Raw genomic sequence first — 15,046 nt, 5'->3', positions numbered from 1 at the left:
GAGTCTCAGGCCAATGCGCGGAAATCGGACAGACAGGCGAAAAAAACGCAGCCCGAGGGCTGCGCTGCGTTCGAGTGTGTTGGGCGCTAGCGGCGCAGGTCGGCCGATTGCGTGCCGTCCAGGGCCTCACCGGCCGCGCCGCCGCCCGACGCCTGGGGCTCGAGCGGACACTTGTCGCCCACCTCCAGCGCGCTCGGCAACACGTAATGGCGGAACTGCTCGCGCAGCTTGAGCTTTTGCAGCTTGCCGGTGGCCGTGTGCGGCAGCTCGTCGACGAATACCGCGTCGTCGGGCAGCCACCACTTCACCACCTTGCCGTCGAAGAACGCCAGCAGCTCCTCGCGCGTCAGCTGCGCCCCCGGCTTCTTCACCGCGACGATCAACGGCCGCTCGGTCCAGCGCGGATGCGCGCAGGCGATGCACGCGGCCTCCGCGATGGCCGGATGCGCCACCGCGATGTTTTCGAGCTCGATCGAGCTGATCCACTCGCCGCCTGACTTGATCACGTCCTTGCTGCGGTCGGTGATATGCAGGAAGCCGTCGGGGTCGATGGTCGCGACGTCGCCGGTCGGGAACCAGCCGTCGACGAGCGGCGTGCCGTTTTCCTGTCTGAAATAGCGGTCGATGACCCACGGCCCGCGCACGTGCAGATCGCCGAATGCCACGCCGTCCCAGGGCAACTCGTGCCCGTCGTCGCCGACGATTTTCATGTCGACGCCGAAAATCACGCGCCCCTGCTTTTCGAGCAGCGCGCGTTGCGCCTCGGGCGGGCGCTGCGCCTGCTCCCAGTTCAGCTTGGCGAGTGTGCCGAGCGGCGACATCTCGGTCATGCCCCACGCGTGGATCACCTGCACGCCGTAGTCATCCTCGTAGGTGCGCAGCATGGCCGGCGGGCACGCCGAGCCACCAATCACCGTGCGCTTGAGCGTGGAGAATTTCACGCCGGCCTCGCGCATGTAGGCGAGCAGGCCGAGCCATACCGTCGGCACACCGGCCGAGCAGGTCACGCCCTCGGCTTCCATCAGCTCGTAGAGCGACTTGCCATCGAGGTCCTTGCCGGGCAGCACGAGCTTCGTGCCGTTGAGCGGCCCCGCGTGCGGCAGGCCCCACGCGTTGACATGGAACATCGGCACGACCGGCAGCATGGCGTCGCGCGCGGAAAGCCCCATCGCGTCCGGTAGCGATGCGCCATAGGCGTGCAGGACTGCCGAGCGGTGCGTATAGAGCGCGCCCTTCGGATTGCCCGTGGTGCCGGACGTGTAGCAGAGATTCGAGGCGCTGCGCTCGTCGAGCAAGGGCCAGTCGAACGCGCCGTTTTGCGCCGCGAGCAGCGTTTCGTAGCAGAGCACCGGCGTGCGCATGGCCGGCAGGTGGGCCTCGTCGCACAGCGCGATCCAGCCGCGCACCTGCGGGCACTGCGGCGCGAGCGCGTCGACGAGGGCGGCGAACGTGATGTCGAAGAGGACGTAGCGATCTTCCGCGTGATTGACGATCCAGGCGATCTGCTCGGGAAAGAGGCGCGGATTGATGGTATGACACACGGCGCCGAAGCCGGTTATGCCAAAGTACGCCTCGAGGTGCCGGTAGCCGTTCCACGCGAGCGTGCCGATGCGCTCGCCCGGTTCGACGCCGAGCGCGATGAGCGCCTGCGCCAGTTGCTTCGAACGCACTTCGCATTCGCGGTACGTATAGCGATGCACGTCGCCTTCGATGCGCCGCGATACGATCTGCGCGTTGCCGTGATGGCGCGCCGCGTGCGCAATCAGCGAAGACACGAGGAGCGGCACGTCCATCATTTGTCCCAACAGCGGCGCGGTGGTCGCGGTCATGGTCAGCGGTCTCCTCGACTCGAATGCCAGTTTTTTGTATGGGGATGGCGCAATGCTTGCCGGTCCCGGCGCGGCATGCAGGAGGCCGCAAAGGCAAGTCCGACACGCGTTCGGGCGGCGTCCTGCACGCCGGCGGGCGCGGACTTACAATATCGGCTATTCAACAGGCGCTCAACATGTCGTTTTCACCAGGCCAAACTGACTCAAACGGCGGCTCGACCGCCCCGCGCGCGCCGTCAAACGGCCCGCTCGCCGACTTCGAACGCGCGCTCGGCGTGCCCCGCGACGACACGTTCGCAGCGCTCGGCGCGACCTTCCATACACGGCTGCCCGGCGCGCCGCTGCCCGCGCCATACGTGGTGGGCTTCTCGGAGCAGACGGCGGCGCTGCTCGGCCTCGATCGCGAGGCGCCGTCCGATCCTGCATTCGCCGAGTATTTCTGCGGCAACTTCACACGCGAGCGATCGCCTTCGACGATGTCGTATGCGAGCGTCTACTCGGGACACCAGTTCGGCGTCTGGGCGGGCCAGCTCGGCGACGGCCGCGCGCTCATGCTCGGCGAGATCGAGCACGCGGGCAAGCGCCTCGAGGTCCAGCTCAAGGGCGCGGGGCGCACGCCCTATTCGCGCATGGGCGACGGCCGCGCGGTGCTGCGCTCGTCGATCCGCGAATTCCTGTGCTCCGAGGCGATGCATCACCTCGGCATTCCGACCACGCGCGCACTGACCGTGATCGGCTCCGATCAGCTGGTGCGCCGCGAAGAGCTCGAAACCGCCGCGGTCGTCACGCGCGTGTCGCCGAGTTTCGTGCGCTTTGGCCACTTCGAGCACTTCTATTCGCACGACAACGTGGAGGCGCTGCGCGCGCTCGCCGATCACGTGATCGGCCGCTTCTATCCGCATCTGCGCGAAGCCGACGATCCGTATCTCGGGCTGCTCGACGAAGCGGTGCGCAGCACGGCGGCGCTGATGGTCGAGTGGCAGGCCGTGGGCTTCTGCCATGGCGTGATGAACACCGACAACATGTCGATACTCGGCCTCACGATCGACTATGGCCCGTTCGGCTTCATCGACGGGTTCGACGCGAATCACATCTGTAACCACTCCGATTCGCAGGGCCGCTACGCCTACCGCATGCAGCCGCAGATCGGGTACTGGAATCTGTTCTGCCTCGCGCAGGCGCTGTTGCCGCTGTTTGGCGCGCACTACGAGATCGCCGACGAAAAGGCGCGCGGCGAGCGCTGCGTGGCCGATGCGCAAGGCGTGCTCGAACGCTTCAAGGGGCACTTCGCGCCCGCGCTGGAAGCCCGCATGCGCGCGAAGCTCGGCCTCGAGCAAACGCACGAAGGCGACGACGCGTTTGCGAATCGTCTGTTCGAAATCATGCACTCGAACCGCGCCGACTTCACGCTGACGTTCCGCCATCTCTCGCGCGTCTCGAAGCACGACGCGCAAGGCGACACGTCGGTGCGCGACCTGTTCCTCGATCGCGCCGCGTTCGACGCCTGGAGCCTCGACTATCGCGCGCGCCTCGCACTCGAGACGCGCGACGACGCCGCGCGCGCCGTCGCGATGAATCGCGTGAACCCGAAATACGTGCTGCGCAATCACCTCGCGCAAACGGCCATCGAGCGCGCCGCGCAGAAAGATTTCAGCGAGCTCGAGCGGCTGGCAAAGGTGCTCGCGCGTCCGTTCGACGAGCAGCCCGAGCACGAAGCCTACGCAGCGTTGCCGCCCGATTGGGCGAGCTCGCTCGAAGTCAGTTGCTCTTCGTGAGCACGCCCCCATCTACGGCAGCGTCTTCCACCGCGCATTTGACCCGACAGGAAACCGACATGAGCCAGGACGATCACAACTCCGACGCCTACCCCGGCCAGAAGCCCGACGCCGAATGGCGCAAGCAGCTCGACGCGACGCAGTACCAGGTCACGCGCCACGCGGCCACCGAGCGCCCGTTCACGGGCAAGTACTGGGACCACACCGAGCGCGGCGTGTACGACTGCGTGTGCTGCGGCACGCCGCTCTTCGAGTCGGATACGAAATTCGACGCCGGCTGCGGCTGGCCGAGCTACTTCCGCCCGATCGATGGCGAAGTGATCGAGGAGCGTACGGACCGCTCGCACGGGATGCTGCGCATCGAAGTGCGCTGCAAAAATTGCGGTGCGCACCTCGGGCACGTGTTCGAGGACGGCCCGGCCCCGACCGGCCTTCGGTATTGCATCAATTCGGCTGCGCTACAATTCGAGCCCAAGTGAACGCGGGCGAGGCAAGCTCGCGTCCCGCAGGGGGCGTGACACAGGACTGAAAGCGTCGCGCCCTCTTTTTGCGGCTCCTTTTGTAAACTTTCAGGCCGATATGAAATTTCTGTTTGATCTGTTCCCGATCATCCTGTTCTTTGTCGCCTTCAAGCTGTGGGGCATCTACACGGCCACAGCCGTGGCGATCGTCGCGACGCTCGCGCAGATCGCGTGGGTGGCGTTCCGCCACCGCAAGGTCGACCCCATGCTGTGGCTCAGTCTCGGGATCGTCGTCGTGTTCGGCGGCGCCACGCTCATGCTGCACGACGAGACCTTCATCAAGTGGAAGCCCACGGTGCTCTACTGGGCCTTCTCGGTCGTGCTGCTGGTCTCGCAGGTGGCGTTCGGCAAGAACCTTATCGAAGCGATGATGGGCAAGCAGATCAGCCTGCCGCCGCGCATCTGGACGCAGCTGAACTTCGTCTGGTCGGTGTTCTTCGCGCTGCTCGGCATCCTCAATCTGTTCGTCGCGTTCCACTTCTCCACCGATGCGTGGGTCGACTTCAAGCTGTTTGGCGCGACGGGCATCCTCGTGGTGTTCATCCTCGGCCAGAGCCTGTGGCTCTCGCGTCACATGAAGGAAGAAGAATGAGCGACGTGTTTCTGAATGCCAGCCCCGCCGAGCGCATGGCGCTGATCGAAACGCGCCTCACGGCGGCACTCGCGCCCGTCGCGTCGATCGTCGTGCGCGACGACAGTGCGCAGCATGCGGGCCATGCCGGCGCCTCGGCGGGCGGCCACTATCACGTCACGATCGTTGCGGCCGCATTCGCGGGGAAAGCCCGCGTGGCAAGGCATCGCATGGTGTATGATGCGCTGGCCGAAGCCATGCAGCGCGGGATTCACGCGCTCGCGATCACGGCGCTCACGCCCGAAGAAGCGGCAGCGCTGCCCCGCTAAACCCCACTTTTTTAGTTCGCCCCGTTAGGACTTTTCGATGACCCTGAAGAAAACCCGTCTCTGGGTGTTGCTGGCTGCGTGTGCGGCGGCTCCCGCCTTTGCGCAGAACGTTGCCGTCGTGAACGGCACGCCGATTCCGAAGTCGCAGGCCGACGCGCTCATCGCACAGGTCGTGGCCCAGGGCCAGCAAGACACGCCGGACCTGGAAAAGGCCGTGCGCGAGGAACTCATCAATCGCCAGGTGCTGATGCAGGAAGCGGCGCGCCTCGGCATTCCGAACCGTCCGGACGTGAAGGCGCAACTGGCGATGGCGCAGCAGCAGGTCGTCCTGCATGCGTGGATCCAGGATTTCCTCAAGAACAACCCGCCCACCGACGCCGAAGTCAAGGCGATGTACGACAAGCTCACGCAAAGCGCGGGCGGCAAGGAATACCACCTGCATCACATCCTCGTGGACAACGAGCAGCAGGCGAAGGACCTGATCGCGAAGATCAAGGCCGGCGCGAACTTCGAAGACCTCGCGAAGCAATACTCGAAGGACCCGGGTTCGGCGAAGAACGGCGGCGATCTCGACTGGTCGGACCCGAAGGCCTACGTGCCGGAATTCGCCGATGCGGCAACGCACCTGCAGAAAGGCCAGATCACCGATACGCCGGTGCATACGCAGTTCGGTTGGCACATCATCCGCGTGGACGACATTCGCGACATCGCACCGCCGCCGCTCGAGCAGGTGCGCCCGCAAATCGTGCAGCAACTGCAGCAGCAAAAGCTGCTCGCGTTCGAGCAGCAACTGCGCGACAAGGCCAAGATTCAGTAAGGCTGCATTCGCGGCTTCGTTGCCGCGATCAAAAAACCCCGCGACCTGCGAAGGCGCGGGGTTTTTTGTTGGCCTGGCGGGACGGGATGCGCTGGCGACCAGGCCGTTCCGGTTCGCCGCTACTTCGGCAAAGCATTCAACTCGTAGCTCGTGCTGCGCCCGCCTCCTTCCGCCTTGCACAAAACGCCGCGCGCGAGCAGGTCGTTGATATCGCGTAGCGCGGTATCGGAGGAGCATTTGGCGATGGCCGCCCATTTGCCGCTGGTGAGCTTGCCGTCGAAACCATCGAGCAACTTGTTGACCAACTTCGCTTGCCGCTCGTTGAACGGCGATGTGGCCCAGTGGTGCCAGAAGCGCGCCTTGGCCAGCACCGTATCCAGCGTGAACTGCGCTTGATCGACCGCACGATGCAACGCATCGAAGAACCAGGCCAGCCAGTCGGTGACGTCCATCGACTGTTTCTGGGTGCGCTCCAGGATCTCGTAATACGCCTTGCGTTCCCGCTGTATCTGGGCCGACAAGCTGTAGAAGCGTTGCAGGCTGCCGTCCGCACGCGCCAGCAACAAATCGCCGATGGCCCGGGCCACCCGGCCATTGCCGTCATCGAACGGATGCAGCGCGACAAACCATAAATGCCCAAGGCCCGCCCGGATCAGCGGCGGCTCCTTCGGCGGGCCGTTGATCCAGTCGAGGAAGCCGCTCATCTCGGCGTCGAGCCGTTGCGCAGGCGGCGCCTCGAAATGCACATACTGTCGACCAACCGGACCGGACACGACTTGCATCGGCCCGCGGGAATCGTCGCGCCATGCGCCAACGTCGATGCGCGAGAGACCCGCGTAGCCGGTCGGAAACAACGCCGCGTGCCAGCCGAACAAGCGCTCTTTCGTGACCGGCAAGCGGCTATGGGAGGTGGCGTCCAGCACCATCTCCACTACGCCGTCGACGTGGCGGTCCACGGGTGCCAGCGCGCCGATGTCCACACCCAGGCGACGCGCAATGGACGACCGTACCGAGGCAACGTTCAGATGCTCGCCTTCGATCTCACTGGTCTTGACCACGTCGTCGGTCAAGGCGGCAAGGCTGGCCTGATCGCGCAGCCTCATGCCGACATCGGCCAGACGCCCCATCAGCAATCCCTGGGCGCGGCTCGCCTCGGCCATGGGCTCGGCCAGTTTCGCCAGGTCGTAGCGCCAGATCGGCCAATCGCCGGCTTGCCAGATGTAGGTGTAATCGCCGCTATTCATGCGGCGATTATGAGCCGTATTCGCCGCATCGACAAGTTATTCGCCGCAAAATTTGCGGCGAATAAGATCCTCATTCGCCGCAAGCCTGTCCTGGCGGCACTTCGGGGCGTTCGCTCCCTTGCCGCCAAAAACGTAAAACCCCGGCCACACCCAGATCCAGGGCATGGCCGGGGTCTCTCGACTCCGACGGGGCCGTCAGCGCGACGGCCGAACGGCAGCGCGGCTTAGCCCAGCCACTTGCGCGCGTTCTGGAACGCACGCAGCCACGGGCTCGCCTCGCCCCAGCCTTCCGGATGCCAGCTCATCGTCACCGTGCGCTGCACGCGCTCGGTGTGCGGCATCAGCACCGTGAAGCGGCCATCGGGCGTCGTGACCGACGTGATGCCCTGCGGCGAGCCGTTCGGGTTGAACGGATAGCCTTCGGTGGCCTGACCGCGGTGGTCGACGTAGCGCATCGCTACCGCCACCTTCGAGATGTCGCCTTGCTGTGAAAAGTCCGCAAAGCCTTCGCCGTGCGCGACCGCGACCGGAATGCGCGAGCCTTCCATGCCGTTGAAGAAGATCGACGGCGAACTCTGCACTTCGACGAGCGAGAAGCGCGCTTCGAACTGCTCCGACTTGTTGCGCGTGAACTTCGGCCAGGCTTGCGCGCCCGGGATCATCGAGGCAAGGCTCGACATCATCTGGCAGCCGTTGCAGATGCCAAGCGCAAACGTGTCTTCGCGCGCGAAGAATGCCGCGAACATGTCCGCGAGCTTCGCGTTGAAGCGGATCGTCTTGGCCCAGCCCTCGCCCGCGCCCAGCACGTCGCCGTACGAAAAGCCGCCGCAGGCCACTGCGCCCGCGAAATCGGCGAGCGTCGCGCGGCCTTCGAGCAGGTCGCTCATGTGCACGTCGTGCGCGTCGAAACCGGCGCGATCGAACGCGTAGGCCGTCTCGAGGTGCGAGTTCACGCCCTGCTCGCGCAGGATCGCCACGCGCGGACGCGCGCCCTTGCCGACGAACGGCGCGGCCACATCTTCGGCCGGGTCGAACGTGAGATGCGGCTGCATGCCCGGATCGGCGGCGTCGAGCAGCGCGTCATATTCGGCGTCGGCGCATGCGGGGTTGTCGCGCAGGCGCGCGATGCGCCAGCTCACTTCGCTCCACACGCGTTGCAGTTCCGCGCGCGGCGCTTCATAGATGCGCTTGGCGTCGCGATAGATCTCGATCGAGTCGCGGTTATTCAGCGCGCCGACGACATGCGAGCATGCCGAAAGGCCATGCTGGCGCAGCACGGCGAACACGGCGTCGCGCTGCTGCGCCGGCACCTGGATCACGGCGCCCAGTTCTTCCGAGAACAGCGCGCGCAGCGTGCGGTCTTCGCGGCGGCCACTGGTCTGCTTCGCCCAGTCCTTGGCATCGCCGTAATCGGACTCGTGCTCGCCGTCGAGCGTGAGCATGTCGACGTTCAGCGACACGCCCGTGTGGCCCGCGAACGCCATTTCGCAGACCGTCGCCCACAGGCCGCCGTCCGAACGGTCGTGGTAAGCGAGCAGTTGCTCGTTCGCGTTGAGTTGCTGGACGGCCGTGAAGAACTGCTTGAGGTCTTCGGCGCTGTCCACGTCGGGCACCGCGTCGCCCACCTGCTGCGTGACCTGCGCGAAGATGCTGCCGCCCATGCGGTTCTTGCCGCGGCCCAGATCGATCGCGATCAGCACCGTTTCGCCCACTTCGTCGGTGCGGCGCAGTTGCGGCGTCACGTGGCGGCGCACGTCCTCGACCGGCGCGAACGCGGAAATGATCAGCGAGACCGGCGCGACCACTTCCTTCGCGACGCCCGCTTCATTCCACTTCGTGCGCATCGAGAGCGAATCCTTGCCCACCGGAATGCCGATGCCGAGCGCCGGGCACAGCTCCATGCCGATCGCCTTCACGGTGTCGTAGAGTGCGGCGTCTTCGCCCGGCGCGCCGCATGCGGCCATCCAGTTCGCCGAGAGCTTGAGCTTGTCGAGCGAGAGAATCGGCGCGCTGGCGATGTTGGTGATCGCCTCGCCCACGGCCATGCGGCCCGACGCGGGCGCATCGATCACGGCGAGCGGCGTGCGCTCGGCCATCGTCATCGCCTCGCCCTTGTAGCCGGCGTAGTCGAGCGCGGTGATCGCGCAGTCGGCCACCGGCACCTGCCACGGGCCGACCATCTGGTCGCGCACCGTCGTGCCGCCCACCGAGCGATCGCCGATGGTGATGAGGAAGGACTTGCTGCCCACTGTGGGGTTGCGCAGCACGCTCTTCGCGACTTCGTCGAGCGAGATGCCCGTGACTTCGACCGGCGTGAGCGGCACGCTCGCGTGCTCGACGTTGCGGTGCATGCGCGGCGGCTTGCCGAGCAGGATGTCCATCGGCATGTCGACGGGCTGGTGGCCGCCGTTCGCGGCGAGCGCCTGCTCGTCGGTGTCGATCAGCTTCAGTTCACGCTCCGCGGTCGCGACGCCCACCACGGCGAACGGGCAGCGCTCGCGCTCGCAGATCGCTTCGAACATCGGCAGAGCGGCGGGCGGGATCGCGAGGACGTAACGCTCCTGCGACTCGTTCGACCAGATCTCGCGCGGCGAGAGGCCCGACTCTTCGAGCTGCACGTTGCGCAGCTCGAAGCGCGCGCCCTTGTCGGCGCCGTCGACGAGCTCGGGGAACGCGTTCGAGAGGCCGCCCGCGCCCACGTCGTGGATCGAGAGGATCGGGTTGGCCTCGCCGAGCTGCCAGCACGAGTTGATGACTTCCTGCGCGCGGCGCTCGATTTCAGGGTTGCCGCGTTGCACCGAGTCGAAGTCGAGCTCGGCGGTGTTCGTGCCTGTGGCCATCGAGCTGGCGGCACCGCCGCCCATGCCGATGCGCATGCCGGGGCCGCCGATCTGGATCAGCAGCGTGCCGGCGGGCAGATCCTGCTTGTGCGTGAGCGTCGCGCTGATGTTGCCGATGCCGCCCGCGATCATGATCGGCTTGTGATAGCCGCGCACGGTGCCGGCGACGTTCTGCTCGTAGGTGCGGAAGTAGCCGCCGAGGTTCGGACGGCCGAATTCGTTGTTGAACGCGGCGCCGCCGAGCGGCCCGTCGATCATGATCTGCAGCGGCGACGCGATGCGGTCCGGACGGCCATAGGCCTCGCTTGTATCGGCGGGATTGCGGTGCGCGAGCGGCGTGACCGCGTCGCGCGCGTTTTCCCACGTTTCGCGCGCTTCGGGCAAGTCGAGGTTCGAGACCGTGAAGCCCGTGAGACCGGCCTTCGGACGCGCGCCGCGGCCCGTCGCGCCTTCGTCGCGGATCTCGCCGCCCGAGCCCGTTGCCGCGCCGGCGAACGGCGAGATCGCGGTCGGGTGGTTGTGCGTCTCCACCTTCATCAGCGTGTGCGTGAGCTCGGTGTGGCGGCCATACTGCTCGCCCGGCGCACCGTCTGCGTTGCTCTTGCGCGGGAACCAGCGTTCCGCGACTGCGCCTTCCATGATCGACGAGTTGTCCGAGTAAGCGACGATGGTGCCCTGCGGGCTCACCTTCTCGGTGTTGCGGATCATCGCGAACAGCGACAGGTCCTGGTCCTGGCCGTCGATCGTCCAGCTCGCGTTGAAGATCTTGTGGCGGCAGTGCTCGCTGTTGGCCTGCGCGAACATCATGAGCTCGACGTCGGTCGGATTGCGTTCGAGCTTCGTGAAGTTCTCGACGAGGTAGTCGATTTCGTCGTCGGCGAGCGCGAGGCCCAGTTCGACGTTGGCCGTCTCGAGCGCCTTGCGGCCGTGGCCGAGCACGTCGACGGTCTGCATCGGCCGCGCCGGCAGCTCGTCGAACAGATGCAGCGCCGTGTCGCGCGAGGCCGCCACGCTCTCGGTCATGCGGTCGTGCAACGCGGCCGCGACAGCGGCGTGCGCCTCGTCCGACAGGGTCTTCTTGCCGCCCAGCAGGCCGCTCTTGAGGATCACCGTGTACTCGACGCCACGCTCGATGCGGCGCACCTGCTCGAGACCGCAATGATGCGCGATGTCGGTGGCCTTGCTCGCCCACGGCGACACCGTGCCAAAGCGCGGCACGACGAGGAACGTCACCGCGCTGCCACGCTCCTGCGGGGCCGCGAACGGCGCGCCGTAGTGCATCAGCGCTTCGATCTTCGCGCTGTCGTCAGCGGTGAGCGGCGTGGCCGAATTGACGAAGTGCAGGAACTGACCGTGTACGCCGACGATATTGGCATCGATACGCTGCAGCGTTTCGAGCAGGCGGGTCTGGCGGAAATCGGAGAGGGCCGAAGCACCGGGGAAACACGAGAAGTGGGCCATGGACTGGGGCGTTGCGTCGAAGTTGCGTCGGAGTTACGTCGCGCCTTCGCCTCGCACGGGCATCTCGCGGGGTGGCGAAGCGTCGCACGCAGGCGGTGACGTCGGGCCGACGCCGGGCGATGTAAGGAGACCGCGATTATAACCCGGAAGCCCCCTTCCGGCCGCCCTTCGAGGCGGGTGCAACGCGCTTGAAGCGGCACGCCCGTGCGTCTTTTTGCGACATCGGCGTATGGCGTCACGACGATCGACGTGGCGTCATCGATATTTTCTTGATTCAGGATGGGCTGGCGTAGCGGTGGCCGGCCGGTATTGCGCGTCTCGCAAGCGTCGCTCGCGCGGCGTGATTGCTCGCTTGTCCGACATCGACACAAGCGTGCCACGCACATGGCGAGCGGCCGGGTTTGGCTGCTATGATTGCGCGTTTCACCCGATCGGCGCGACAGCCTGCGCCGCATGCCTCACCTCCTTCGGCAGGGCGCCCTCGCTCCTCGGCGCGCCGCCTGCCTGCAGATCGAATCATCATGGATGTCATCGTCATTGGCGGCGGAATCGCCGGCGTCGCCACCGCCTATCAGTTGCGCGCGGCGGGCCATCGCGTCTGCGTGGTCGAACGCCACGCCACCGTTGCACAAGGCGCGAGCTACGGCCATAGCGGCGTCGTGCTGCCTACGCCGCTCGACGTCTGGTTCGGCCCCACTTTTCTGCGCAACGGCCGGCAGTCGTCGGGCGGGGTGATCTGCAAGACCGGCTTCACCGGCCAGGCGCGCGCCTTCGTGAAGCGCCTCTCGGCCCTGCACGGCTCCGAAGCCTTCTCCGCGCGCTATACGCTTTTGCGGCCGTTGATCGAATCGGCGCAAAGCGTGCTGGAGGACGCCGAGGGCCGCTTCCAGCTCGAATACGAGCAACGCGAAGGCCTGCTCTACCTCGTGCGCGGCAGCGACGAATGGTCGCTCACGCAACCCGCGCTCGAATTGCTGCGCCATTTCGAGACGCCTCATCACGTCCTCACGCCGCACGAGTGCGTGGCAGCCGAACACACGATTCCCGCCGATCCGCCGTTCGCGGGCGCTGTGCGCTTCGACCACGCACGCGTGGCCAACTGCCCACTTTTCGTCAAGCAGCTGAAGCAAGAGCTCGATACGCTCGGCGGCGTGCAATTCCAGACCGGGCGCACCGTGAGGGCGATCCGCCTCGAGAACACGCGCGCGGCCGTGGAGCTCGCGCCGCGCCCCGAGGAAGCGGCGCGCAAGCGCGAAGTCGAAGTGATTTCCGCCGATGCCGTGGTCGTCGCGGCAGGCGCGCAGACGCCGAAGCTGCTCGCGCCGCTCGGTTTCAAGCTGCCGTTCTATCCCGTGCGCGTGCACACACTGAACGCGCCTGTCGCGCACGAGGAATGCGTGCCGCATACGACGCTGATCGATGCCGCACGGCGTATCGCGATCACGCGCACGAACCACCGGCTGCGCATTTCGGGCGGCGCGGTGCTCCAGCGCATGAAGGAGCTCGACGAGGCGCTGCCCGAGGCGCTCACCGAAGAGGCCCTCGCGCTGCTCGGCGAGGCGTCGCGCGACTGGGCGCCAGGCGCCGCGCGCATTTCGGCGGCGCTCGCCTGGGAAGGCATGAAGCTGCTCTCCGCCGACGGCATGCCCGCGGTGGGCAGCGCGGGGCACCCGCGGCTCTATGTCAATGCGGGACATGGGCCGGCCGGCTGGGCGCTCGCGCTCGGCTCTGCGCGCCTCATTGCCGCGCAGATCTCGGGCACCCCGCCCGATCTGCCTGCCGAGACCGTCGAAGCGCTCTGGCCGGGGCGCGATTGAGGCGCGCTCGCGCCTTTTCTGCCTTCAGCTTCATGATGTCCGAGCACTGCTGACACTCTGTCAGCGAGCGCGACAGCGCGTCTGCGAGCACCCGGGTGCGCGGCGCTCGGGTATCGTTGCATTGTCGAATTCCCGCACGCGCGGCCGTCTCCTGCGGTCGCCTTCGCCACCATGACAGACGCCACGTTCACCCTGCCCTTTCCGACGCTCGTCAATCCGCACGACCGCGCCGTGCCACTGCTGACCGTTGCGCAGCTACGCGAAGCTGAAACGGAGGCCCAGGCCGCGCTGCCCGAGCACACGCTGATGGCACGAGCCGGCGCCGCCGCCGCCCATTTCCTGCGCGAGCAGATCGCGCATGCGCCGTCGCCGGTCAGCGCGAAGCCCGTCTGGTTCGCCGCAGGCCCCGGCAACAATGGCGGCGACGCGCTCGTGGCCGCCACCGTGCTCAAGCGCGCGGGCATCGCCGTCGAAGTCTGCATGCCGCTCGAAGTGAAGCCCGACGACGCGCGCTGGGCGCTCGCCGAGGCGCGCGCCGCGAGCGTGCCGATCACCACTGCGCCGCCCGAGTCGTTCGACGGCTACGGATGGCTCGTCGATGGCCTGTTCGGCATCGGCCTCGCCCGCGCACTCGACGGGGAGTTCGGTGTGCTCGCGCAGCGGCTGTCGGCGCGCGCGCGCAGCCACGGCCACGTGCTCGCGCTCGATGCACCGAGCGGCCTCGACAGCGACACGGGCAACGTCGTCGGTGGCGGCCCGGCCGTGCGCGCGACCCATACCGTCACCTTCATCGCCGCGAAGCCGGGGTTCTATACCGGCGCGGGCCGCGATTACGCCGGCGCGGTGAGCGTGGCGCCTATTGGCCTCGATGCGGGCCTTGCGCCCGACGTGGCGCCAGGCGCAAGAACCATCGAGCCAGCCAGCATCGACGCCGGCCCCGGAACGCCTCCGGTGGCAGACACGATTGCCCAATCCGCGCGCCTCAACGCGCCGGCACTGTTCGCCGCGGCATTGCCCGCGCGCGACTTCGCCACCAATAAGGGCAGCTTCGGCACGCTCGCCGTGGTGGGCGGCGACACCGGCATGTGCGGCGCACCGATCCTCGCCGCCCGCGCCGCACTGCTCGCGGGCGCCGGCAAGGTCCACGTGGGCTTCCTCGGCAGCGACGCGCCGCCCTACGACGCGCCGCATCCTGAGCTGATGCTGCACACGGCCGGCAAGCTCGCCCTCGAGACGATGAGCGCCGTCGCGGCGGGCTGCGGCATGGGCGGGAGCGCGTCCGCGCGGCAGCTCGTCGATCGCATCCTGCAGCTCGACGTTGCGGTGCTGCTCGACGCGGACGCCCTGAACCTCGTCGCCCGCGATGAGCTGCTCGCCAAGCGCGTGGCCGAGCACTTGAGCGCGCATGGCACGCCATGTGTGCTCACGCCCCATCCGCTCGAAGCCGCGCGCCTGCTCGACGCGGATACAGCGGCCGTGCAGCGCGACCGGCTGGCCGCGGCGCGCGCACTCGCGACACGCTACGCGGCGGTCGCCGTGCTCAAGGGCAGCGGCACGGTGATCGCCGCGCCCGACGGCCGCGTCGCCGTCAATCCCACCGGCAATGCGGCGCTGGCCACCGGCGGCACCGGGGACGTGCTCGGCGGCCTGATCGGCGCCCTGCTCGCGCAGCGCCTGCCGCCCTGGGAAGCGGCACTGGCCGGTGTCTACCTGCACGGCCTCGCCGCCGACACGCTCGTGAGCGAGGGCGACGGCCCCGTGGGCCTCGCCGCGGGCGAACTCGCACCGGTGGTCCGGCGCCTGATGAACCGCCTGTTCTACGCACTGAAAGATTGATGCAAG

At 67.3% G+C, this 15,046-nt stretch carries 10 protein-coding genes; 7 read left to right on the top strand and 3 right to left on the bottom strand.

Going from position 1 to position 15,046, the window contains the following annotated elements:
* Positions 1 to 86: 86 nt before the first annotated feature.
* Positions 87 to 1,829: a 3-(methylthio)propionyl-CoA ligase gene (locus tag E1956_RS10420; RefSeq protein WP_134748609.1), complete on the bottom strand. Its 1,743-nt coding sequence runs from the start codon at positions 1,827 to 1,829 to the stop codon at positions 87 to 89.
* Between the two features lie 176 nt (positions 1,830 to 2,005).
* Between E1956_RS10420 and E1956_RS10415 the strand changes: the two genes are divergently transcribed.
* The 5 genes from E1956_RS10415 (at position 2,006) to E1956_RS10395 (ending at position 5,842) form a co-directional block, all read left to right on the top strand.
* Complete coding sequence (locus tag E1956_RS10415) at positions 2,006 to 3,604, top strand: protein adenylyltransferase SelO (protein WP_134748607.1); 1,599 nt, start codon at positions 2,006 to 2,008, stop codon at positions 3,602 to 3,604.
* Positions 3,605 to 3,663: 59 nt separating this feature from the next.
* Complete coding sequence (gene msrB, locus E1956_RS10410) at positions 3,664 to 4,083, top strand: peptide-methionine (R)-S-oxide reductase MsrB (RefSeq protein WP_134748605.1); 420 nt, start codon at positions 3,664 to 3,666, stop codon at positions 4,081 to 4,083.
* A gap of 100 nt (positions 4,084 to 4,183) precedes the next feature.
* Complete coding sequence (locus E1956_RS10405; RefSeq protein ID WP_134748603.1) at positions 4,184 to 4,717, top strand: septation protein A; 534 nt, start codon at positions 4,184 to 4,186, stop codon at positions 4,715 to 4,717.
* Entirely contained in the window at positions 4,714 to 5,025 is a 312-nt protein-coding gene (locus E1956_RS10400; RefSeq protein WP_134748601.1) for a BolA family protein, read from the top strand. The genes E1956_RS10405 and E1956_RS10400 overlap by 4 nt, the downstream gene beginning before the upstream one ends.
* Before the next feature lie 37 nt (positions 5,026 to 5,062).
* On the top strand, positions 5,063 to 5,842 hold the full coding sequence (locus E1956_RS10395; RefSeq protein WP_028216406.1) for a peptidylprolyl isomerase: 780 nt from the start codon (positions 5,063 to 5,065) through the stop codon (positions 5,840 to 5,842).
* Positions 5,843 to 5,961: 119 nt separating this feature from the next.
* On the opposite strand, the gene E1956_RS10390 is transcribed toward E1956_RS10395, so the two are convergent.
* Positions 5,962 to 7,086 (bottom strand): Fic family protein, encoded by a 1,125-nt coding sequence (locus E1956_RS10390; protein ID WP_134748599.1) that lies wholly within the window; start codon positions 7,084 to 7,086, stop codon positions 5,962 to 5,964.
* 224 nt (positions 7,087 to 7,310) lie between these two features.
* On the bottom strand, positions 7,311 to 11,387 hold the full coding sequence (gene purL / locus E1956_RS10385; protein ID WP_134748597.1) for a phosphoribosylformylglycinamidine synthase: 4,077 nt from the start codon (positions 11,385 to 11,387) through the stop codon (positions 7,311 to 7,313).
* Positions 11,388 to 11,908: 521 nt separating this feature from the next.
* On the opposite strand from purL, the gene E1956_RS10380 reads away from it, so the two are divergent.
* Complete coding sequence (locus tag E1956_RS10380) at positions 11,909 to 13,204, top strand: FAD-dependent oxidoreductase (RefSeq protein ID WP_134748595.1); 1,296 nt, start codon at positions 11,909 to 11,911, stop codon at positions 13,202 to 13,204.
* A 171-nt stretch (positions 13,205 to 13,375) separates the two neighbouring features.
* Complete coding sequence (locus E1956_RS10375) at positions 13,376 to 15,040, top strand: NAD(P)H-hydrate dehydratase (RefSeq protein ID WP_134748593.1); 1,665 nt, start codon at positions 13,376 to 13,378, stop codon at positions 15,038 to 15,040.
* Positions 15,041 to 15,046 lie beyond the last annotated feature (6 nt).

This window comes from Paraburkholderia pallida, assembly GCF_004524855.1.
GTDB lineage: Bacteria > Pseudomonadota > Gammaproteobacteria > Burkholderiales > Burkholderiaceae > Paraburkholderia > Paraburkholderia oxyphila.
This window is presented reverse-complemented; position numbering and strand designations above follow the sequence as displayed.